Source organism: Micromonospora sp. NPDC000668, from assembly GCF_042897975.1.
Classification (GTDB): Bacteria; Actinomycetota; Actinomycetes; order Mycobacteriales; family Micromonosporaceae; genus Micromonospora.
This window is the reverse complement of the sequence record NZ_JBIAYP010000001.1, coordinates 866,876-888,619: the sequence shown is the minus strand read 5'-3', so window position 1 is coordinate 888,619 and position 21,744 is coordinate 866,876. Positions and strand designations below refer to the sequence as shown.

The window sequence follows — 21,744 nt, the reverse complement described above, 5'->3', positions numbered from 1 at the left end:
TACAGCACGTTGTGCTGGGAAAGTAGGCTTCTGGTCCTCCGGTGTCAATGCCTGGCGGGTTGATTGCATACAACCAGCCGTGTTGCTACGGTGCCGAGCATCATGAGTGACCACACGCCGCTGCGGGAGGCCGACAACGGCCACGCCGCCGACGATGCCTATCGGCTGATCCGGGAACAGATCCTGTCCGGGCAGCGGTCGGCGGGTGAGTGGCTCCGTGAGGGCGAGCTGGCCGAGTCGATCGGGGTGAGCCGTACACCCGTCCGGGAGGCGCTCAGACGCCTGACCGCGGAGGGACTGGTCCGCCACGAACGCAACCGCGGCGTGCAGGTCCAGGCATGGAGCATCCACGATCTCGACGAGATCTTCAGCCTGCGGTCCGTGCTCGAGCCGTGGGGCTGCCGACTGGCGGCCACCAGGGGCACCATCGACGTGGACGCGCTAGCCGCGCTGGCCCACCGGATGGACGAGGTCGCGCCGGACGGACGACCGACCGACGTGGACGAGCTCACCGAGCTGAACAACCAGTTCCACCGGATGATCCTCGAGGCGTCCGACAACAGCCGACTGGCCGGCGTCGTCTCCTCGGTGATCCAGATGCCGCTCGTCTGGCGCACCTTCTCCCGGTACACCCCGGACGCGCTGCGCCGTAGCCTGGCTCACCACCACGAACTGGTGGCGGCCCTGGCCGCGCCCGACCCCGACTGGGCGGAGTCGGTCATGCGCAGCCACGTACGCGCGGCGTGGCATTCCATCCGCCTGCGAGACGGCGGCGACCAGGCACCTGACCCGGAACTGCCGAAGTAGGTCAGCACAACCGCAGGTCACCCGCCACTCTGATCAGCCCTCTTTGGGGGGCGAGCGCGTCTGGGGCTGAGGACGCTCTACTGGCGGCGCCGGGCGTCGGCCTGGACGTCGAGCAGGTCGTTCAGCGCCAGCGCCGAGTTGATCAGGGAGAGGTGGCTGAACGCCTGCGGGTAGTTGCCGATCTGCTCACCGGTCGCGGCGATCTCCTCGGCGTACAGGCCGAGATGGTTGCTGAAGGTGAACATCTTCTCGAAGGTGAGCCGGGCGTCGTCCAGACGGCCGGAGCGGGCCAGCGCCTCGACGTACCAGAACGTGCACATGTTGAAGGTGCCCTCGTGGCCGGGAAGGCCGTCGGGGGAGTGGACCGGGTCGTACCGGTGGACCAGGCTGTCGGAGACCAGCTCGCGCTCGATCGCGTTCAAGGTGGACTGCCAGAGGGGGTCGCTCGGCGTCACGAAGCCGACCGCCGGCATGGCGAGCAGTGCCGCGTCCAGCACGTTCTCGTCGTACGCCTGCACGAAGCTGCCGCGTTCCCGGTGGTATCCGCGGGCCATGACCTGGTTGTAGATCCGGTTGCGTTGCTCGCCCCAGCCGGTGATGTCGCCGGGGCGGCCGGTGCGGGTGGCGAGGCGGATGGCCCGGTCCAGCGCGACCCAGGACATCACCCGGCCGAAGGTGTAGTTGCGGGGGTGGTGGCGGCTCTCCCAGATGCCGGCGTCGGCCTGGTCCCAGTGTTGGCAGAGCCAGTCGACGAGCCGGACGGTGCTCTTCCACACCTGGTGCGAGACGCGGATGCCCTGCTCGTCCGCGAGATGCATGGCGTAGAGGGCCTCGCCGTGGATGTCGAGTTGGAGCTGGTCGGCGGCGCCGTTGCCGATCCGCACCGGTCGGGAGCCGCGGTAGCCCTCCAGGTGGTCGAGGATCTCCTCGTGCAGATCGGAGGAGCCGTCCACCCGATACATGATCTTCAGCGGGTCCTGGTGGTCACCGGCCTCGCGGATCCGCTCGTCCAGCCAGTTCATGTACCGGCTGACCTCTTCGGTGAAGCCGAGGCCGAGCAGCGCGTGCACCGAGAACGACGTGTCGCGTACCCAGGTGTAGCGGTAGTCCCAGTTGCGGGTGCCGCCGACCAGCTCGGGCAGCGCGGCGGTGGGCGCGGCGATCATCGCGCCGGTCGGCGCGTACGTCATGAGCTTCAGCGTGATGGCCGAGCGCTCGACCATCTCCCGCCACCGCCCGGTGTAGCGGGAGCGCTCGACCCAGCGCCGCCAGTAGTCCCGGGTCCACTCGAACATCCCCTGGACCTCTGCCGGCGCGATGATCCGTGGCTCCGTGCCGGCCGTCTCCAGGACCACCCCGCCGGTGTCACCCTCGTTCAGGGTGCCGTACACGACCAGGTCGTCGTCCTCCAGGCGGATGTCGCCTCCCTGCGACATCAACTGCCGCACCGGGTCAACCGGGTTGAAGGTGAGCACCGCCGACCGGCTGCGGAAGACGTACCCATTGCGGTGGCGCTCCAGTTGGTGCTTCTCCCGGGCGTAGTCGAACCGGGGCCGGCACTCCACCCGAAACCGCATGCTGCCCCGGACCATGTTGACCATGCGGACCAGGCGGTGCGCGTCAACGGCCTGATCGCCGGTGACCGGCATGAAGTCCATCACCTCGGCGACGCCGTCCGCGCTGATGAACCGGGTGATCAGGATCGGAGTGCCAGGCAGGTAGAGCTGCTTGGTGACGTACCGGACATCGTGCGGGGCGATGCGAAAGTAGCCACCCCGCTCGTGGTCCAGCAGCGCGGCGAAGATGCTCGGCGAGTCGAAGCGCGGCGCGCAGAACCAGTCGATCGTCCCGTCGCACGTCACCAGCGCGGCGGTCTGCAGGTCTCCGATGAGCCCGTGATCCTCGATCGCCGGATAGCTCTCCACGTCGCCCCCAGGTCTCGACACACCTCCTGCGCAGTAACCTAAGGGAGGAATTGTCAAGTTTGGGCCGATTCGTGATCAGCCACCCTCTCGCGCGTTCCGCACCATTACCCCACGGGGCGTGCTGAGATCCACTGCAGCGCGCAGGTCCGCTCCGCGGCCGTCACGCCTGACACCGGCGGCTGGTTGACGAGTGCATGCCCGCAGCCGGCCGGTTCTCGCCGCCTGCCCGCCCCGCCGATGGCAAGGTGGATGTCCATGGACAGGAAGCACGTCGCCGATTGGCTCGCCGCCTATGAGCAGATTTGGCGGACGCCGGGCACGGACGCGCTGGCAACGATCTTCACCGAGGACGCGAGCTACCAGCAGGGGCCGTACTGGACGCCCGTCGTCGGCCTGCCGGCCATCGCCCGGATGTGGGAAAAGCAGCGCAGAGGTCCCGACGAGGTGTTCCAGATGACCAGCGAGATCGTTGCGGTTGACGGCGACACCGCGGTGTCACGCCAGGAGGTCCACTACGGCGACCCGGTCGACCAGGAGTACCGCGACCTGTGGATCATGCGATTCGCCGACGACGGACGTTGCCGGTCGTTCGAGGAGTGGCCGTTCTGGCCGGGACAGCAGCCGGCCAACCCTCCGGACGGATCGTGACCCGAGGAATTTGCTACGCCGAGCGACGGCCGGTGTGCTCCACGGCTCGATCATCGAAGGGCTGGCCAGCCAAGGCGCACCGACCCGGTCGTGCACCGTTGACGTCGCGGCCCGTCCCTTGGTCCGGCTTCCGGTCGTCTTGTTGGTTACCGGCCTGGGTCAAGGCCAGCAAGTTCTTCGCTGAGCGCCCACAACCTCGCGGCAGCCCGGGCGTCTCTGGCCAGAGCGCTTGGCTCGGCAGGCTTGCACCTGACGAAGTAGCCGCCGGTCACGTCGGCGATCTCCGGCGAACTGGCAAGGTATACCGAGGTCTCGGCACCAGTTGCGGGGCCGGGCTGAATACGCAGGACGAGCCGCACAACCGCGCCGAGCGCACCGGTGACGTCGCGGCCAAGGGCGGTACGCACGAAGCCGGGATGCAGACAGTTTGCGGTGACTCCGGTGCCGGTCAGACGCTTGGCCAACTCGACGGTGAACAAGATGTTCAGCAGTTTCGAGAGGGGATAGGTCTGCGCCTGCCCGGCCTGCACCCCGCGGGGCAGGTCATCCCACGGGATTGTCCGGGCCTGCTTGTGGGCGGCGGACGAGACCGTGACCACCCGTGCGGGAGCGCTGCGCTCCAACAGCCCACGCACCAGGTTGGTGAGCAGGAACGGCCCCAGATGGTTGGTCGCGAACATAGTCTCCAACCCATCGGCGGTCAGCTGCCGGCGCATCGAGATCACGCCAGCGTTGTTGACCAGCACATCGAGCCGGTCGTACCGGGCCATGACCTCGTCGGCCAGCCGGCGTACCTGCGCCAGCCTCGACAGGTCCGCGGTCACGGTCTCGATCTGCGCGAGCGGTACGTGCCGGCGGATCTCGTCGCAGGCCGTCTCACCGCGTGCCGCGTCGCGGGCGACAATGATCACGGTAGCGCCGAGCATGGCCAACCGCAGCGCTGTCTCCTTGCCGATCCCGCTGGTCGCGCCGGTCACCAGGCAGGTCTTGCCCGACATCGTCCTCACACGATCTCCACACAGGACATTCAAGAGCAGGACACCGAAAGCATCCACCATCGGCGGGCGGTCGGCGCGCTACACCGTGACGACGACCTTGCCCGCGGGGTGACCCTCGGCGAGGTAACGGATCGCGTCGGGCGCGTCGGCGAGAGCGTAGGTGCGGTCGATGACCGGGGTGACCGAGCCCGACTCGATGAGCGGGGTCAGTTCCTCGAGGTCCTCGTAGCGCTCCCGAGCGGTCACGCCACATACCCGCTGGCCGCCGAACAGCGAGAGCAACGGCGCAGCCATCTGGCGCTGGAAGCCGCCGAGCAGCCAGCCCTTGGCGTGCCCGCCGCCGACGAGGGCGATCGTCCCACGCGGCGTGAGTGCGCGCCGGAGCAACGACAACGGCCGGCTGCCCGCGGTGTCGATGATGATGTCGTACTGCGCACCGCCGCGGTCGATCTCGTGCTGGGTGTAGTCGATGACGTCCTCGGCACCGATGGAACGCACCAGCTCGATCTTCGAGGTGCTGCAGACGCCGGTCACGTGTGCCCCGTACACCTTGACAAGCTGGACGGCGAACGACCCGACCCCTCCGGCCGCGCCGGTGACCAGCACCCGCTGCCCGGGCTGCACCCCGGCGTCGCGGACGCTCTGCAGCGCCGTCACCGCGGAGATGGGCGTCGCCGCCGCCTGCACGAAGGTGAGGTTGGCCGGCTTGGGCGCCAGCCGGTGCTGCCGCGCCGTCGCGTACTCGGCGAACGAGCCGCTCCCGCAGGTGCCGAACACCTCGTCGCCGGGACGCAGGCGGGTCACGCCGGCGCCGACCGCCGCCACCACACCGGCGACGTCCCGGCCGAGCACCGCCACCTTGGGTCGGCGCAGCCCGACCGCGAGGCGCACGGCCATGGGTCGGCCGGTCATGAGGATCCACACGCCCGGGTCCACGCCGGCGGCGCGCACCTTGACGAGCACCTCGTCCTCGCCGATCGAGGGCGTGTCGATGTCGCGGAGGTCGAGCAGGTCGGCCGAGCCGTACCGGTCGCGGGCGATCGCTTTCATGACTTCTCCTCGGGGGAGTCGGGGTACTGGAACACGTCGTCGAGCGGAGCGCGGAACACCCGGGCGATCCGGAAGGCCATCTCCAGCGAAGGCGAGTAGCGGCCCTGCTCGATGGCGATGAGGGTCTGTCGGGTGACGCCGATGCGCTCGGCGAGTTCGGCTTGGGTCATCTCGCCGTGCGCGAAGCGCAGCGCGCGGATGCAGTTGGTGACCTGCGTCGGCTTCACCACTGGGGGAAGCTCCTGCGGTACACGATGACCTTCGTGATGCCGCCGAGTACCGCCGACAGCACGAAGCAGAGGTAGATCACGTTGGCGATCCAGAACCGGTCCCAGTCCGCCATCGCCATGAGCATCGCCGCGACCGCGCCGACGACGACGAACGACTGGCCGACGTGGTCGCCGAGCCGCCCGATGTCACGGTCCCGCACGTCCCTGGTGCGGGACGCGCCTGGATTCACGATGGCCATGCCGATCTCGGCCACGATCGACGCGACGATGGCCGCGCCGACCGTCCACAACAGGGTGCTCGCGTACGGCACGTCAGGCAGCGAGCGTCCGTCCGCGCGGCTCGCGATGACGGCCACGTAGGCGGAGTAGCCGAGCACGGCGACGAATAGCCCGATCCACGCGCGTTTCTCGTCGTGCGTCATGATCAGCCCCTTCGGTGTCTAGAATCTTTGACACCAGCAAGGTAGCGAATCTTTGACCTCGTGTCTAGAGAGCTTTACATCAATCTCGGGCAGGAGCACGGCGGCGTCCCCGGCCGTCAGTCGGCCGGGGACACCTTCGTAGCTGAGGTTGCACCGTGATCACTGGATCGGATTCGACCTCACGGGCAGTCGAACCAGCGGGTCTCCTCGCCATCGCCGTAGTAGGCGTTCATCGGGCAGCGGTACCAGGTCCCGGTGGCGTGCGCGTAGATCTGCGCGTACTCCGGGTACCACTCGGAACCATTACTGCCCTTGTAGACGCCGATGAAATCAGGGCGTCCGATGTCGAACCACGAGAATGGCCCGAAATAGTCGTTGCTGTTGCGCTCGAAGTTGTCGGCCGAGTTGTCGAGGTTGACGTAGCCGGGAGACTCGGCGAGCGTGCCGTACACCTTCATCCGCACGGTGGCGTCGGTGCCGGCCCCGTCGATGTTCGCGGTGTGCACGAAGATCGTGTACTTCTGAACAGCGTTGATGCCGATGCCGCCGGCCTTGGCGGCCGGGGCCGCGCTGGCGGCGGTACCGCCACCCAGCGTCATCATCATCATGACGAGAGCGCCCCCGACCGCGATTGGGATCCGGAATCTCATGCTGACTTCCTCCTGCTGAAAAGTGTGGATGGTTTCTGCTGTTGCAGTTGACGAACTCTGACAGCGGTCGCTGTTGCGCGGCTGACGTGGCGCTGAAATGCCGGCACCGTCCGGTGTCCGACTGAGCCGTCCAGAGCGCTTGTCCCGTCGATAACCTGAGCCGAATACGGTGGTTGAGGCGGGGGCGGACCAATGCGAGTCAGGCTTCTCGGACCGGTCGACGTGGCCGCGGGCACCACGGCCGGTTCGGTCTCCGGAATCCGGCGCAAAGGCGTACTCGCGGTGCTCGCCCTGCACCCGGGCGTGATCGTCAGCACCGACCGCCTGATCGACGTGATCTGGGGCGACCAGGCTCCCGCGACCGCGCCGAACAGCCTGCAAAGCCACGTTTCCTACCTACGGCGCATCATCGGCGCCCGGAGCGCGATCGTGGGTCGCTCTCCGGGGTACGTGCTGGATCTGCCGGGCGAGGCCACCGACGTGGAGGTGGCCGAGCGGCTCATCCGCGAAGGCACCCGGTCGACCGACCACGGGCACGCCCGCACGGTGCTGGCCAGCGCCCTTGAGCTGTGGCGGGGTCGATCGTTGGTCGACGTCGCCAGCTTCGACTGGCTGCACGAGCAGGCCGAACGCCTGGAACACCTGCGGCTGGTCGCGGTCCGGGCACTGGTCGACAGCCGACTGGCGCTCGGTGAGCACGCGCAGCTCGTACCGGAGCTGGAGCTTTTGACCCAGGAACATCCCCTCGACGAGCACATCCACGACCAACTCATGGTGGCGCTCTACCGGGCCGGCCGGCAGTCCGACGCACTCGCGACGTACCGGCGGTTGCGCCGCACGCTCCGCGACGACCTGGGCATCGAGCCGAGCCCGGCGTTGCGCAACCGGGAGAGCGCCATCCTGTCGCAGGACCCGGCGCTCGCCTGGTCCGCGCCGGCCGGCGAGGTGGTCGCGGTCGCGGTCCGGGCGTCCGCGCCAGCCCAACTACCCCCGGCGGTACGCGCCTTCGCCGGTCGTCGCGACGAACTGCGCTGGCTCGACGAACGACTCGGCCGGCCGGGTGAGCCCGATCCGCCGCCGATGGTCATCTCGGCCGTCTCCGGCACGCCGGGGGTGGGCAAGACCACGCTGGCCGTGCACTGGGCTCACCAGGTCGCCGACCGCTTTCCGGACGGCCAGCTCTATGTCAACCTGCGCGGCTTCGACGCCGGTGGGGCGGTGCTGGATCCTGCCGACGCGATCCGCGGATTCCTGGACGCTCTCGGCGTACCGGTGGAGTGCATTCCGGCTGGCCTGTCCGCCCAGGCCGCGCTGTACCGCAGCCTGCTGGCCGGCCGGCGGGTCCTCGTCCTGATCGACAACGCCCGCGACGCTGAGCAGGTCCGCCCACTGCTACCCGGCTCGGCCGGCTGCCTTGCCGTGGTGACCAGCCGCAACCAGCTCACCTCCCTGGTCGCCAGCGAGGGCGCCCAGCCACTCGCTCTCGACCTGCTGCCCGCGGCCGAGGCCCGGGACCTGCTGGCCAGCCGGCTGGGCAGCGACCGGGTGGCCGGCGAGCCGACCGCCGTCGACCAGATCATCGCGAGCTGCGCCCGGCTGCCCCTCGCGCTGGCCGTCGCCACCTCGCGGGCCGCCACCCGCCCCGGCTTCCCGCTGGCGGCGCTGGCCAGTGAGCTGCGCGACGCGGCCGACGCGTTGGACGCCTTCGACGGCGGTGACCCGGCCACCGACGTACGCGCCGTCTTCTCCTGGTCCTACCAGGCGCTGAGCCCGGCGGCCGGCAGGGTGTTCCGGCTGCTGGGGTTGCACCCCGGTCCGGACATCGCGGTACCCGCGGCGGCCAGCTTGGCCGGCATTTCGCTGCGCCAGGCCCGGATGCTGCTGGCCGAGCTGGCCCGCGCCCACCTGCTCTACGAGCACGCGCCCGGCCGGTACGCGATCCACGATCTGTTACGCGTCTACGCGACCGAGCTGACCCACGACCTCGACAGCGACAGTGAGCGTCAGGTTGCTGTGCGCCGGGTGCTCGACTCCTACCTGCACGTCGCGTATGCCGGTGCCCGGCTACTCCATCCGTTTCGCGATCCGATCGACCTGGAGCCAGCCCACCGTGGCGTCGCAGCGGTGGCGCCCGTCGACGCCGAGCAGGCGATGGCCTGGTTCATCGCGGAGCATCCGGTGCTGCTCAACGCCGTTACTCGCGCGGCCGACGACGGGCTGTACGCGCACGCCTGGCGGCTGGCCTGGACCATGGCCGACTTCTTCGACCGCAAGGGTCACTGGCAGGACTGGGCGGCGACTCACGAGACCGCGCTCACCGCCGCCGACCTGCTGGTCGACCGTCGGGCTGCCGCGAGCGTACGCCGTGGCCTCGGCCGTGCCCGCGCCCAACTGGGCCAGTTCGCCGAGGCGCACGCCCAGCTCCGGCAGGCGGCCCACCTGTACGCCCTACTGGGCGACGTGACCGGCCAGGCGCACGTTGCCCGGAGCATCGCCTGGGTCTGTTCCCGGCAGGGGCGTCATCGGGAGGCGTTGACCCACGCCCAGCACGCACTCGAGCTGTTCGAAGCCGTCGGCGACCGCGCCCTGCAGGCCCGCGCCCTCAACTCGGTCGGCTGGCAGTACGCCCAGCTCGGCGACCACGGTGCGGCCCTGCACCACTGTCGGCGGGCGCTGCGCCTGGTGCGCGAGGTGGGCGACCGGTTCGGCGAGGCCAACACCTGGGACAGCCTCGGCTATGCCCACCACCACCTCGGCGACTACCAGCAGGCCACCGCCTGTTACCAGCGGGCGGTGGAGCTGTTCCGCGACCTTGGTGACCGCTACTACGAGGCCGACACGCTCACCCACGCGGGGGAGAGCCACCAGGCGGCGGGCGACCCGGAGGCCGCCCGGCTCGCCTGGCTGCGGGCGTTGGACATTCTCGGCGCGCTGGGCCATCCCGACGCCGACCGGCTCCGCGCCATCCTCCGCCGCGACCGCACCCACCCCCTCGTACGCTCCACAACCCCGTCACCCTGCGCCTGACCCGCCGATCGTGCAGATGCGATGTCCAGGGTCCCGACCACGGCCGCCGAGGCTGGCGCGGGCTCAGCGAACCAGCACCACCGTGCCGCCGGCGTGACCGCCGTCGCTGAGCCGATGCGCCGCCCCGCCGCGGCATGTAGGCCGCCGCTCTCGCCCGGGTGCAGTGCCAGCCGCCAGGACAGCTCCACCTGGACATCCCCCGGCCGTTCGGTATGGCCGTCGCACCGCAAGCCGTCTGCAGGCGTTCTGCAAGCGGATGGCGCGATCCTCCGCACGCCTGAAACTCATGAGGGCCGATACATCGGTGGGAGCGTCATCCATCTCCCTGACGGGGGTTGACGCGGCACCGTGTCCACTGGGGAGGTTCATCGTGCCTGTGTTCGTACGCCGTCTGCGGCCGTGGCTGGTTGCCGGCGGTGACGCTCTGCTCGCCACGGCGCTGACCGTGATCGTTTGCTGGCTGGTGCTGCGGTCACTGGCCGGCGGCGCGGCCGGGCCGGTCGGCGCCTACCTGGCCGGTGACCTGGCCGGGCTTGCTGCCGCCGTCGCCGCGAGCACCGGCGCGCCGCTGGACTGGAGCATCGGCGCCACGGGCGGCCGGCTGTACCCGATCTCGATGTTGCTGAGCGGTTCGCAGCTGGCGCTGCTGGTGGCCGGGCCGTTGGCCGCGGCGGTGCTGCTGGCCTGGCGGGCCGGTTGCCGCCGCCGGTCACTCGGTCAGGCCGCGCTGGTCGCGGGCGGCTATGCGGCCCTGATCGGGGGGCTGTCCGCCACGGGCGCCGCCACCGCGACGGATCCGCTGGTGCACCTCGCGTCGCCCGCCTGGCTCGCTGCGTTGGCCGCGCTGGCCTGGGCGTCGCTCGCCCAGCTGGCTGCGGCCGCGCTGGCGCCACGCGCGGCGAGGCGGCTGGCCACGCCGGCCCGGGCCGGCGTGCTGGCCCTGGTGGTGGTGGCTGCGGGCATGGTGGTCGGGCAGCCCGCCGCGGCGCAGCCGGCGCGGTCCCCGGCCGAGCGGGTGGTGCCGTTCGCGGGCGACCCGACGCCGGCGCCTGGCGGCTACCAGCGGGCCGGTGTCGCGGACGCCCTCGCACGTGTGGGGACCGAGCAGGGACAGGCGCCGGTCGTCGCGTTCGAGCCGTGGCGGGGGACGCCGTCGATGCTGAGCCTGTCCAGCCGCCTCGGCGGGGATGTGCCGGGCTGGCTGCGGCGCAACTCGGGCCTGTTCGGCGTGGCCGACGCGAGTGCCCAGCTACGGCCGCTACGTGAGCAGCGGGAGCGCACCGGCGAGCGGCACGTGTGGTTCGAGCAGCACGTGGGCGGGGTGCCGGTCTACGGCTCCCGGGTCGGTGTGCACCTGGACGCCGCCGGGCGCACGGTGGAGTTCCTGACCAACTCGTTGGAGCCGGACCTGGTCGTGGACGGACGCAGCGCCTCGGTCAGCGCGCAGACCGCGACGGCGAACGCCCGCGTCGCGCTGCCGGATGGCTCGCTGGTGGAGCCGGCGAAGCTGTACCTGCTGCCCGCCGCGGCGGACCCGGGCCGCCGTACGCCGACCGTGCTGGCCTGGCACGTGTGGCTGACCGACGTCGGTGAGGGCGTGTCGACGTCGTACTTCGTCGACGCGGCGACCGGGCGGCTGGTGTATGCGCTGCCGCGCTCCGCGCATGCCAAGGACCGGCGCATCTACGACCTGAACAAGCTCTCCGACGACAAGGTGCCGGCGTTCCCGAAGCGCAAGGAGGGCGACGGAGCGAGCGGCATCCAGGACGTGGACGAGGCGTACGTCAACCTCGGCCACACCTACGACTACTACCAGCAGACGTTCAGCCGGGACAGCTTCGACGATTCCGGCGGGCAGCTGCGGGCGCTGGTCCGGGTCCGCCAGGACCCGGATGAGCCGATGCGCAACGCGGCGTTCGTGCCGGATGTCATCGACACGATGCTCTTCGGCGAGGAGATGACCAAGCTGGACGTGGTGGCGCACGAGATGACGCACGGGGTCACCTTCGAGACCGCCGACCTGTGGTACATGTACCAGTCCGGGGCTCTCAACGAGAGCTTCTCCGACATCTTCGCCGAGGCTGTGGAGAAGTTCGCGACCGGCAGCAACGACTGGCTGGTCGGCACCGGCATCCCAGGCGGTGCACTGCGCAGCATGGCCGACCCGTCGTTGTACGGCGATCCCGGCCACTATCGCGACTTCGAGCGCAGCTGCCTGGACATGGGTGGGGTGCACACCAACTCCGGCATCCAGAACAAGGCGTTCTACCTGCTGTCGCAGAAGATCGGCATCGACAAAGCCGCGCGGATCGCCTACCGCACCCTGACCACCTACCTGTCGCCGCGGGCCCGGTTCACCGACTCCCGGGTCGGCTTCATCGAGTCCGCCAACAAGCTCTACGGCAAGGGCTCAACCGAGGCCAAAGAGTCGGCCGCGGCGTGGACGGCGGTCGGCGTCGATGGCGTGTACGAGCAGGCCAGACAGGACTGCCTGTGCATCGCCGACACCTCGCTGTCCGGGGTGGGCCCCGAGGGCCTGGAGCCGCAGGGTCCGGGCGTCGACGCGGTGCTCGGCGCGCTGCTGCACGTACGGGACCTGTTCGCCGACGGGCGTACCCCGGCGCTACGGCACTACGAGGTCGTCTACGCCGGCGGTGGCGACCGAGCGATCGCGCTGATGGCCGCCGACGACGACCTGCGCCGGCGCACCGCCCACGCGATGCAGACGCTGCAACCGGTGCTACAGACCGTCGGCACACCGGACGGTGACGCCACAGTGGTGAGGGCGGAGATGCTCGCCGAGGTGGAGACGCTGCTACGTGACTACGCGGCCGCCGACCGGGCGGCTGGTGGCGGCGCGCTGGCCTCGGTCATCGAGACCGAGCTCGGCAAGGCGAACCTCCCGGCGCTGTCCGGGCTGACCGCCAACCAGGCGCTGTCGTACCTCGACACGCACGTCGGCTGATTCCCTCTCCGGCGGTGGCGGGCGCACGCGCGTCCGCCACCGCCCCACGCCCAGACGAGGACTCCATGCATACCTCCCCTTCCGCGCCACGGTCGCGGCCCGTGCGGTGGCTCGCCGCCGCGGTGGCCGTCGTACTGGCAACGACCCTGTTGACCGCTCCCGCTCCTGCGGCTGGTGCCGCGGCCGACAAGCTCCAACCCGCGGCGCGCCAGGCGCTGACCGGAGGGCGCACCGCCGACCTGATCGTCGAGCTGGCCGAGAGCGCCGACCTGAGCGCGGCCCGCGGGCTGCGGACACATGCCCAGCGCACCGCCTACGGGCAGCGGACCCTGTCCACGCTGGCCGAGCGCAGCCAGCGCGGCATCCGGCAGCTGCTCACCCAACGCAAGGTCGACCACCATCCGTTCTGGATCGTCAACGCGGTCCACGTCGAGCACGCCGACGCGAAGCTCGCCGCCGAGTTGGCCGGCCGGCCCGAGGTACGCACCGTACGCACCATGCGCACCTTCCAGCTGCCGGAACCGACCCCGGCGCAGCGAACCGCGGCGGCCGCAGCCGTCGAGTGGAACATCGACCGCATCAAAGCCCCGCAGGTGTGGTCGCAGTTCGGCGTGCGCGGCGAGGGCATCGTTGTCGCCAGCATCGACAGCGGCGTGCAGTTCGACCACCCCGCGCTGGTCCGCCAGTATCGCGGCAACGTCGGCAACGGCGTGTTCGACCACCGGTTCAACTGGTACGACCCGTACGGTCAGTGCCTCACCGCGCCCTGCGACACCCACGGCCACGGCACGCACACCATGGGCACCATGGTCGGCGACGACGGCGACGGCACCCAGATCGGCGTCGCGCCCGGCGCGCGCTGGGTGGCCGCCCGCGGCTGCGTCGGCGGCGGCTGCACCGAACTGGCCCTGCTGCTGGCCGGCGAATGGGTCATGGCGCCGTTCGACGACACCTTCACCTTCCGTCCCGACCTCGCCCCGCACATCGTCAACAACTCGTGGGGCTCGCCGGTCAGCGACCCGTTCTACAGCCAGGTGGTCAGCCGGTGGATCGACGTCGGCATCATGCCGGTCTTCTCGGCGGGCAACAGCGGCCCGGCCTGCGACACTGTCGGCTCGCCCGCCGACTACACCCAGGCGTACGCGGTGGCCGCGTTCGACGCCGACAACGCCATCGCCGACTTCTCCAGCCGCGGCGCGGCCGCCGCGGAGATCAAGCCGGACATCGCCGCGCCCGGCGTCGCCGTGGTGTCCTCGGTGCCGGGCGGACGCTACGAGGCGTACAACGGGACCTCGATGGCGGCGCCGCACGTCTCCGGGGCGGTGGCGCTGCTGTGGTCGGCGGCACCGGAACTGATCGGCAACATCCCCGCGACCCGGGCCCTGCTCGATGGCGGCGCGGTCGACGTCGCCGATACGCAGTGCGGCGGCACAGTGGCCGACAATCCCGTCTGGGGCAAGGGCCGGCTCGACGTGCACGCTGCGGTCGTCGCCGCGCCGCACGGCCCCCGCGGCACGTTGACCGGCGTTGCCCGAGGGCCCGCCGGACCGGTTGTCGGCGCGTCGGTGCGGCTCAACGGGCCCAACCGCACTGAGCGGGTGGCCACCACCGACACCGCCGGCCGCTACACCGTCACCGTGGCGCCCGGCACCTACACCCTGTCGGTCAGAGCGTTCGGGTTCAGCGACGGCGCCATCTCCGCCACCGTGACCGCCAACAGCACCGCGATCACCGACCTGAACCTCGTCGCGCTGGCGCGGCACGCCATCACCGGCGTGGTCCGCGACCCGGGCGGCTTGGGCACCCCCGGTATCGCGGTGAAGTTGCTGGCCACACCGCTGCCCGCGGTAGTCACCGGGCCCGACGGCGCTTACCGCATCGACGGCGTGCCGGTCGGTGGGTACACCCTCACCTTCGGGGCGGGCCGCTGCCTCAGCGCGGGCAGCCGGCAGGTGACGGTGGACGGGGCGGAGACGGTCGACCTGCGCCCGCCCGCCCAGGTGGACGCCTCCGGCTACCAGTGCAACGGCACGACGGCGCCGTTCCCGGCGGGCACCACCACCCTGGCGCTCACCGGCGACGACGAGTCGACGCAGGTGAACCTGCCCTTCCCGGTGCCGTTCTACGGCCGCAACCAGACCACCATGTGGGTGGCCACCAACGGATTCCTCACCTTCGACCGGGCCACGGACAACTCCATCAACCGGGAGGTGCCCAACCCGTCCACCCCGAACGCGGCGGTCTTCGGGTTCTGGGACGACCTGATCGTCGACGCCCAGGCCGAGGTGCGCACCGCCAGCTACGGTGCCGCACCCGACCGGAGGTTCGTGGTCGAGTGGCGCAACGTGACGTTCTACGAGGACGGGACGCAGCGGGTCACGTTCGCCATCGAGCTCTCGGAGACCGGCGCGGTCACCGTGCACTACCGCGACCTGACCACAGGTGCCGTGGCCCGGGGCGCGGGGGCGAGCGTGGGCGTGGAGAACCAGGCCGGCACCATCGGGCTCGAATACTCCCGCGATGTGGCGGCGCTTCGCCCGAACAGCGCCATCACGTTCCGGGCGGCCGGATCCCTACACGGCACTGTCACCAAGCCGGACGGGTCACCGGCCGCCAACGCGCTGATCTCGGCCGTCACGGGGGACACCTCCGCGGTGACCACCACCGCGGCGGCCGACGGCACGTACGTGCTGCACCTGCCGCTGGGCACGTACACCGTGGACGTCTCGCTGGTCACCTTCGGGATCCACCGCTCCACCATCGTGCTCGACACCAGCGGGGAGCGGATGCGCCACGACGTGCGGCTGTCACTCAACGAGCGCACGGTCAGCGGCGTCATCCGGGACTCACTCGGACAGCCGGTCCGGGGCGCCGAGGTGTGGCTCGCGCACAGCGATCTGCCGACGGTGCGGATGACCACCGCAGCGGACGGGGCGTACCGGTTCACCAAGGTCCCCGAGTCCGACGTGGCCACGTACGTCTACGCGAGCGTCAACAGTTGTCAGCGTGACGGGCGGCTCTACCTGCCGACTCTCATCGGTGGCGACGCGGTCAACGACATCACGGTGGTCTCCCCGATGGGCGTGATCGACGGCGCCGACGGGTTCGGCCACCAGTGCCTGCTGGGCGCGGTGGAGCCGAGCTTCGCCACCACGACGGTGACGACCAGCGAGTACGGGGCACCGACCGCGGTCCCGCTGCCGTTCCCGTTCCGGCTGTACGGCCAGCAGTTCAGTACGGCATACGTGTCCCGCTACGGCTACCTGACGTTCGAGCCGGCGAGTTACCAGAGCGGCTCCAACAGCACGCTGCCCAGCAACAGCGCGTCCGCCCCGGACGCGGCGGTTTACGCCTTCTGGGACAGCCTGGCCATGGACGGGTCGTCCCGGGTCGCCCACGGCACCGCCGGCACCGCGCCGAACCGGCGCTTCATGGTCTCCTGGCAGGACATGCTGCTCGACGGTGAGCGGCTCAGCGTCGACGCGGTGTTGCACGAAAACGGCCGCATCGACGTGCAGCATCGGTCCCTGCCCGACACCGCGGACGGGCGCGGCGACGGCGCCACCGTCGGCATCGAGGACGCCGACTCCTCGTACGCGCAGGAGTACAGCTACAACGAGGAGTGGCTGCGCTCCGGACAGTCGGTGCGGTTCCTGCCGCCCGGCACCGTCACCGGCGTCGTCACCGATGCCACGACCGGCGCGCCGCTGGCGGGGGCGACGGTGGAGTTCCTGCGGCTGGAGGAGGTCGAGGAGGAGACCGTCACCGATGCCACCGGCACCTTCACGCTGCGGGTGCCCCTGGGCACGTGGGACCTGGCGGTCGACGCCGCCGGTCATTTCCCCGGCACCGCGCAACAACGGCTCGACGCACCGTACGGCACGGTACGACGCGATGTGACGCTGACACCGATCGGCTGACGGCGGTGGGGTGGATGCGGGGCGGTGACCGCCCCGCATCCACCGCCGGTCAGCTCGGTCCGTCGGCACAGTGGAGATGCGTCCATCCTCAGACGGCCATACGGGGCATCAACTGACGACTTTGCCGGGGCCCAGGATCAGTACCTCTCGAACCGTCGCACTGCAAGGCGGTTGCAAGCGGACTGCATTCGGTGGAGGAAATCATCCAACCTGCGGCTGCCGTGACGGGACGCCGTGCACACCCTTCAAAAAGGAGTACGCAGTGAATCTACGACGCATTGCGACCGCGTTGGTCGCCTTGGTAGCCACCCTGACGGCATCGGCGGTGATCGCCAGTCCGGCCCAGGCGTACTCGGGACCGCACTACTGGATGTACACGAACGACGGCAATCCCGGTGGCCGCGTGGACTTCTGGCCCGACGGGGACATCGTCCAGGTCTGCGACATCCAGGCCGACGGCGCGCACGTCAACGTCGTGCTCCACGACATTTTCACCGGCGCCGGTTACAGCGTCCAGGCGTCCGGCAACGGCAACTGCACCACCCGGCGGGCCAGCCAGGGTGGCTCCTATGACCTCAACGAACGTTCCAGCAGCCGGGGCTGCTACCTGTTCAACATCCGCCTGTGGGACGACATTCACTACGTCTCCGGCAGCGAGGACAAGGCCGCCTGGTGGAACGACAACGCAGCGAAGCGGTCCGACTGCTGAGGAACGTTGGACGAGCACCCGACGACAAGAAGGAGCACGATGGCCAAGCGACAGTGGTCCGTTATGGCAGTCATCGCGAGCGCGACCCTCATGGTGGGCTTGTCCGCGCAGCCGGCCCAGGCCAGCGGATCCGTGTGCACCGTGTGGTACGGCGGCGAGTTCTGCTCGGGCGAAGTCAACTTCGTATCGAGTGACGAGATCCTCAAGGTTCTCGATGTCGAGGCAGATGGCCACGGCGTCAAGGGATTCCTCCAGCAGTACTACAACTCGAGCTGGCACTGGGTCACCCCGTCCAGCGGTCTCTACAACGGGTACGGCAACGGCTGGACAGCGGTCCACGACTACGACATTCCCGAAGGCAGAGACGTGCGCTACCGGGTCTGTCTCACCGATGGCGCCAGTGGCTCTCCGTATGCCTGCAGCGCCTGGGCCCTCGACAGCGCCTGACCCGTTGTCCGTCGAGGGGCAGGATGCGTATCGCCTCGGCGCCCATGCCTCTGACGGGCAGCTACATCGCGCTCCACCCGCGGCAGTGACACTTCGTGACCCTGCCGCGGGTGGGGGAGCGGTCATCGCTTGATCCTCAGAGGGACACGAATGAAAGGGACCACCGTGCGAGTGCCCAAGGCGATGACCGCGATCACGCTGGCATTGGCCGCGACGCTGCTGACCACCGGCTGCATGCCCGGGTCGAAGCCGGAACGGGAGCAGGCGGCCGCAGGCGGTGGGGCGCCGGGAAAGCCCGACGAGCGGGCACCGGTGATCGCGACAGTGGAGGCGCAGGTCAGCCACGCGGGCCATGTCGTGCCACTCAAGGTCGAGCTGTTTGGGCCGCGCCGGGACCAAGGGTTCGTGACGGTCAACGTCCGGGTGACGAACCTGACGCCGGAGGGTCAGGGTTCGTCGTTGGGTTGGCAGATCAACGACGCCTTCGCCGGGTCGACCAGAAGCGTCGGCGGCAAGCAGAGCTTCTCCGGCGTCTACCTGCTCGATCGGAAGAACCACAAGCAGTACCTGGTGGCGCGGAACGCCAACGAGGAGTTTCTCGCCTCGGCCAACTTGAACGCGGTGTTCGTGAAGCCGCAGCAGGCGGCCGAACTCTTCGCCACGTTCGGGGCTCCGCCGGCAGACGTGACCGCCGTCGACCTGGCCATCCCGCAGATTCCGGTGTTCGAGAATGTCCCGCTCGGTTAGCCGCCCGCTCGGGCGGGTCACAGTCACGATCGTCGTCGGCCTGCTGCTCCTCTGCCCGACGGCGGCGTGGGCGGCGCCCGGAGCCGTGTTCGACCCGCCGACGATCGCGGTGGGCGGGCCACGGCTGGAAGCCGACGACGGGCAGGTGACAGCTCCGGTGATCGACGTGGTGGCGCCGGCGGTGGATGTTTTCGTCGTCACCGGCAGCGTCGAGGGTGACAGCACCGAGGCCGAGAGCACCAATCGGGTCGAACTGACCCTCGGCGCGGACGTGCTGTTCGCGTTCGGCAAGGCCGACCTGTCCCCGGCCGCGCACCAGCGGCTGGCACAGATCGCCGACCGGATCCGTCAGCAGGCCAAGGGCGTGGTCCGGATCGACGGGCATACGGACGGCATCGGTGACCCGGCCGACAACCAGGAACTGTCGCGGCGGCGTGCCGAGACCGTCCGGGTCGCGCTCGCGGCGCTGCTGGCCGGCGTTCCGGTGACCATGCAGGCCGCCGGTCACGGCGAGAGCGAGCCGATCGCGGTGGAGACCACCCCGGAAGGTAGGGACATACCGGCCGGCCGGGCGAAGAACCGCCGGGTCGAGATCCGCTTCGACAAATAGCGGTGTACGCCGGCTGAGGCGCGTGCGGGGGCGCGAGTCACCGTCCACGACCGGCCCGCCCACGTGCGGGGGTAGAGAATGCGGCCTTGTGGATTACCCGACCAATGACGAAGTGGTCCGGCTCCTGCACCGCTGGACGGGCGAGGCGGACCCCCGACTGCTGGGTCGGGGGATGGAAGGGCTTGTCTACGAGATCGACCAGGAGCGGGTCGCCAAGGTCTGGTTCGGCCAGTCGGAGGTATCGCTGCAGCGCACCCGGGTGTTCTACCACGCGTTGGCCGGGAAGCCCTTCGAGTTCGCGGTCCCGCGGATCCACGAGGTCCATGTGATCGAGGACCGCTGCGTCACGATCGAGCAGCGGCTGGCCGGCACGACCATGACCGACCAACTGGAGGCCGGTCGCATCAGCGTTGACGAGGCCAGGTCGGCGTTCGTCGACGTGCTGGCTCAGTTGGCGGGAAGTGGGCCCCTGCCCGAGGGGCGAGCGCTGTCGGTCATGGATGAGGACGTGTCGCTCTACGACGCGGCCGCCGATTTCCCGGATGCGCTCCACGCAGCGGTGAAGCGTCGCGTCGCCCGATTCCGGCCGGTGCTCGACCCGGCTGTCGACGACCTCGACAAGAAGCTCAACGCGCTGCAGGACCGCCTGCGTGATGTCGACAGCGGACGGCGGTCCGTCGTCCATGGCGACATGATCCTGGGCAACATCCTGGTGAACGACGCCGGCGGTCCTACTGCGGTTCTTGACTGGGGCTTCCTCACGACCGAGGGCGACCCGGTGTTCGACGCCTCCGTGGCAGCCTCGATTTTCGACATGTACGGGGAGCACGCCCTGGACACCGAGCTCGGTCTCTACGCGCACATCGAGAAGCGCCTGGGCTATGAGCGGGAGGCGCTCCTGGTCTACCGTGCGGCGTACTCCCTGATCACGGCGAACGCCTACGACGCCCAGGGCAGGGACGGCCACTTCGCCTGGTGTGTCGCGGCCCTGAACCGGCCCGACGTCGTACGAGCGCTCGTGGGCTGAACGAAGCCGGTTCGGATCTTCTACCTACCGTGCTGTCGGCGCACCATCTCGCTGATCCAGATGGGCGCGAACGGAGAGGTGCAGCCCGGGGAAGTCGGGTAGTCCTTGAGCACCTCCAAGCGCTCACCGATGTCGATTGCACGGGCGCGGTGCTCGGCGTGCTCGATTCCGATCTGAGCCAGGCAGTGGTTCATCGCCCACTGCAGGCGATCCGGGGCGTCTTTCATCTCCGTCTCGACAATGTCGAGCAGTCCTGGGAGGTCGAGGATCTCGGGCTTCTTCGTCACGCGTTCGGTGGTCAGCGCCCAGCCGGCACTCGCGACCACTGGATCCGGATCGGCGGACCAGGCCAGGCGCAGCTCTTCGGAGTGCGGGTTCTTCTTCACCACGTAGTTCACGAGCCAGTCGTGCACCTTGGGTGTGCGCGCCTCGCGCAACATGACGTCCAACTCGTCACGCTCGAACGCCTTCGGGCGGCAGATCAAGATCGCTAGCAGTCTTGCCGCGGTGTCACCCGTCTGCCAGAGCTGGCACGCGAGTTCCTGCTGCGTCTTCAGCCGCTTCGCGAGCGCGCGCAGCTTGCCGAGGTGCACACCGTGATCGTCACCGTGTTTCTCGTTCACCTCGCGAGTCTTCGGGTCCTCGAGCTCGGCCAGCTCGGCCATCACCTCGGCCACCATCGTCTCGGTCAGCGCCGTCTCGGCCACCTCAGCCTCCTGCCCATCGCGTGCGAGATGCAGCCTACGACGGAAGTCGGCCACCTGTCGTACATGCCGACTCGACGGCAGCCACCGACACGAAATCCCTCCAATGCGCTCAGGAGTCGCCGCTATGACTGCAGGCGGGCCCGGGAAGGCTCATCGCGGGGCGTCAGCGCAGCGCAACCTCACCTGCGTGGATGGCGCGTACGGCGCGCTCGACAGTCTCCTGATTTTCGCCGACCGGAGCCACGTAATCGAGGACGTCGCGCGCGGCGTGTTCCCCGAGCATTCGGCTGATCACCCAGGTGGCGAGATACTGGGACGCCAGGCAACCGCCCGCCGTAGCGACGTTTCCCTCGGCGTGGAACGGCGCGTCCAGCACGGTGACGTCGCAGGCTTCGACATAGGGCCGGCTCGTCCTGTCCGTGCAAGCCGGCATGCCGGCCAGCAACCCGAGCCGGGCGAGCACGAGCGCGCCGGAGCACTGCGCACCGATCAGCTGTCGCGAGGGATCGAGCAGCAGCCTGGAGAGCAACTGGTCGTCGGCGACCACGTCTCGCGTCTTCACCCCGCTACCGATCAGCACGACGTCGGCTTCGGTCACGAACTCCATCGGGCGCTGTCCGGTCACCTCGACGCCGTTCATCGACGTGACCACCGGTGTCGGCGTCGTAATGAAGGCCTCCAAGCCGCCCTTACGGCACCGGTTGATCAGCGCGGAAGCGATGAAGCTGTCGAGCTCGTTGAACCCGTCGAAGGTCACCACGGCTACCTGCATCACAACTCCCTCAAGTACGGCATCAGATCTGCAATCTCCCTGGCGGGCCTCTACAGGTCGAGAGCCAATCAGCGGCTGGCGGC

18 protein-coding genes are annotated in these 21,744 nt (G+C 69.7%); 10 read left to right on the top strand and 8 right to left on the bottom strand.

All coding sequences use genetic code 11. The features are described from left to right. Nucleotides 1–102: 102 nt before the first annotated feature. Nucleotides 103–807: a GntR family transcriptional regulator gene (locus tag ACFY29_RS04020; protein WP_386983233.1), complete on the top strand. Its 705-nt coding sequence runs from the start codon at nt 103–105 to the stop codon at nt 805–807. Between the two features lie 77 nt (nt 808–884). Here ACFY29_RS04020 and ACFY29_RS04015 read toward each other — a convergent pair whose 3' ends face one another. Then, a complete protein-coding gene (locus tag ACFY29_RS04015) occupies nt 885–2,732 on the bottom strand; it encodes a glycoside hydrolase family 15 protein (protein ID WP_386984628.1) in 1,848 nt (615 codons plus the stop codon). Between the two features lie 255 nt (nt 2,733–2,987). Here ACFY29_RS04015 and ACFY29_RS04010 point away from each other — a divergent pair, with 255 nt between their 5' ends. Continuing rightward, nucleotides 2,988–3,380: a YybH family protein gene (locus ACFY29_RS04010; RefSeq protein WP_386983232.1), complete on the top strand. Its 393-nt coding sequence runs from the start codon at nt 2,988–2,990 to the stop codon at nt 3,378–3,380. 146 nt (nt 3,381–3,526) lie between these two features. Here the strand turns inward: ACFY29_RS04010 and ACFY29_RS04005 are convergent, their stop codons facing one another. The 5 genes from ACFY29_RS04005 to ACFY29_RS03985 all read right to left on the bottom strand — a co-directional run bounded on the left by ACFY29_RS04005 (nt 3,527) and on the right by ACFY29_RS03985 (nt 6,730). Next, the gene (locus ACFY29_RS04005) at nt 3,527–4,378 is read right to left on the bottom strand and encodes an SDR family oxidoreductase (protein WP_386984626.1); all 852 of its coding nucleotides are present in this window, start codon (nt 4,376–4,378) and stop codon (nt 3,527–3,529) included. Between the two features lie 78 nt (nt 4,379–4,456). After that, nucleotides 4,457–5,428, bottom strand: coding sequence for an NAD(P)-dependent alcohol dehydrogenase (locus ACFY29_RS04000; RefSeq protein WP_386983230.1), 972 nt, complete (start codon nt 5,426–5,428; stop codon nt 4,457–4,459). Further along, nucleotides 5,425–5,658, bottom strand: a complete 234-nt coding sequence (locus tag ACFY29_RS03995; RefSeq protein ID WP_386983229.1) for a helix-turn-helix transcriptional regulator — start codon at nt 5,656–5,658, stop codon at nt 5,425–5,427. Before ACFY29_RS03995 ends, ACFY29_RS04000 begins: the two co-directional genes overlap by 4 nt. Further along, nucleotides 5,652–6,080, bottom strand: a complete 429-nt coding sequence (locus ACFY29_RS03990) for a hypothetical protein (protein WP_386983227.1) — start codon at nt 6,078–6,080, stop codon at nt 5,652–5,654. Before ACFY29_RS03990 ends, ACFY29_RS03995 begins: the two co-directional genes overlap by 7 nt. Nucleotides 6,081–6,259: 179 nt before the next feature. Next, nucleotides 6,260–6,730 carry a PLAT/LH2 domain-containing protein gene (locus ACFY29_RS03985; RefSeq protein WP_386983226.1) on the bottom strand — a complete coding sequence of 157 codons (471 nt, stop codon included), beginning with the start codon at nt 6,728–6,730 and terminating at the stop codon, nt 6,260–6,262. A gap of 192 nt (nt 6,731–6,922) precedes the next feature. Here ACFY29_RS03985 and ACFY29_RS03980 point away from each other — a divergent pair, with 192 nt between their 5' ends. The 8 genes from ACFY29_RS03980 (at nt 6,923) to ACFY29_RS03945 (ending at nt 20,182) form a co-directional block, all read left to right on the top strand. Next, nucleotides 6,923–9,757, top strand: a complete 2,835-nt coding sequence (locus ACFY29_RS03980) for a BTAD domain-containing putative transcriptional regulator (protein ID WP_386983225.1) — start codon at nt 6,923–6,925, stop codon at nt 9,755–9,757. A 370-nt stretch (nt 9,758–10,127) separates the two neighbouring features. Next, nucleotides 10,128–12,722 (top strand): M4 family metallopeptidase, encoded by a 2,595-nt coding sequence (locus ACFY29_RS03975; protein ID WP_386983223.1) that lies wholly within the window; start codon nt 10,128–10,130, stop codon nt 12,720–12,722. A gap of 101 nt (nt 12,723–12,823) precedes the next feature. Then, nucleotides 12,824–16,642 carry a carboxypeptidase regulatory-like domain-containing protein gene (locus tag ACFY29_RS03970; RefSeq protein WP_386983221.1) on the top strand — a complete coding sequence of 1,273 codons (3,819 nt, stop codon included), beginning with the start codon at nt 12,824–12,826 and terminating at the stop codon, nt 16,640–16,642. A 262-nt stretch (nt 16,643–16,904) separates the two neighbouring features. Next, nucleotides 16,905–17,351 (top strand): hypothetical protein, encoded by a 447-nt coding sequence (locus ACFY29_RS03965; protein ID WP_386983219.1) that lies wholly within the window; start codon nt 16,905–16,907, stop codon nt 17,349–17,351. Nucleotides 17,352–17,390: 39 nt separating this feature from the next. Then, nucleotides 17,391–17,798, top strand: coding sequence for a hypothetical protein (locus ACFY29_RS03960; protein ID WP_386983217.1), 408 nt, complete (start codon nt 17,391–17,393; stop codon nt 17,796–17,798). A gap of 165 nt (nt 17,799–17,963) precedes the next feature. Next, a complete protein-coding gene (locus ACFY29_RS03955) occupies nt 17,964–18,545 on the top strand; it encodes a hypothetical protein (RefSeq protein ID WP_386983215.1) in 582 nt (193 codons plus the stop codon). Then, complete coding sequence (locus ACFY29_RS03950; protein ID WP_386983213.1) at nt 18,529–19,155, top strand: OmpA family protein; 627 nt, start codon at nt 18,529–18,531, stop codon at nt 19,153–19,155. Before ACFY29_RS03955 ends, ACFY29_RS03950 begins: the two co-directional genes overlap by 17 nt. A gap of 22 nt (nt 19,156–19,177) precedes the next feature. Next, nucleotides 19,178–20,182 (top strand): phosphotransferase family protein, encoded by a 1,005-nt coding sequence (locus ACFY29_RS03945; RefSeq protein ID WP_386983211.1) that lies wholly within the window; start codon nt 19,178–19,180, stop codon nt 20,180–20,182. A 20-nt stretch (nt 20,183–20,202) separates the two neighbouring features. On the opposite strand, the gene ACFY29_RS03940 is transcribed toward ACFY29_RS03945, so the two are convergent. Further along, nucleotides 20,203–20,862, bottom strand: a complete 660-nt coding sequence (locus ACFY29_RS03940) for a DNA alkylation repair protein (protein ID WP_386984624.1) — start codon at nt 20,860–20,862, stop codon at nt 20,203–20,205. 190 nt (nt 20,863–21,052) lie between these two features. Next, a complete protein-coding gene (locus tag ACFY29_RS03935; protein WP_386983209.1) occupies nt 21,053–21,661 on the bottom strand; it encodes a DJ-1/PfpI family protein in 609 nt (202 codons plus the stop codon). Nucleotides 21,662–21,744 lie beyond the last annotated feature (83 nt).

Excerpts from the sequence above, each read along its gene's own strand:
- ACFY29_RS03960 (WP_386983217.1), top strand. The coding sequence starts at position 17,391 with ATGGCCAAGCGACAGTGGTCCGTTATGGCAGTCATCGCGAGCGCGACC.
- ACFY29_RS03990 (WP_386983227.1), bottom strand. The coding sequence starts at position 6,080 with ATGACGCACGACGAGAAACGCGCGTGGATCGGGCTATTCGTCGCCGTG.
- ACFY29_RS04000 (WP_386983230.1), bottom strand. The coding sequence starts at position 5,428 with ATGAAAGCGATCGCCCGCGACCGGTACGGCTCGGCCGACCTGCTCGAC.
- ACFY29_RS03980 (WP_386983225.1), top strand. The coding sequence starts at position 6,923 with ATGCGAGTCAGGCTTCTCGGACCGGTCGACGTGGCCGCGGGCACCACG.
- ACFY29_RS04005 (WP_386984626.1), bottom strand. The coding sequence starts at position 4,378 with ATGTCGGGCAAGACCTGCCTGGTGACCGGCGCGACCAGCGGGATCGGC.
- ACFY29_RS03985 (WP_386983226.1), bottom strand. The coding sequence starts at position 6,730 with ATGAGATTCCGGATCCCAATCGCGGTCGGGGGCGCTCTCGTCATGATG.
- ACFY29_RS03940 (WP_386984624.1), bottom strand. The coding sequence starts at position 20,862 with ATGGTGGCCGAGGTGATGGCCGAGCTGGCCGAGCTCGAGGACCCGAAG.
- ACFY29_RS03950 (WP_386983213.1), top strand. The coding sequence starts at position 18,529 with ATGTCCCGCTCGGTTAGCCGCCCGCTCGGGCGGGTCACAGTCACGATC.
- ACFY29_RS04010 (WP_386983232.1), top strand. The coding sequence starts at position 2,988 with ATGGACAGGAAGCACGTCGCCGATTGGCTCGCCGCCTATGAGCAGATT.
- ACFY29_RS03935 (WP_386983209.1), bottom strand. The coding sequence starts at position 21,661 with ATGCAGGTAGCCGTGGTGACCTTCGACGGGTTCAACGAGCTCGACAGC.
- ACFY29_RS04020 (WP_386983233.1), top strand. The coding sequence starts at position 103 with ATGAGTGACCACACGCCGCTGCGGGAGGCCGACAACGGCCACGCCGCC.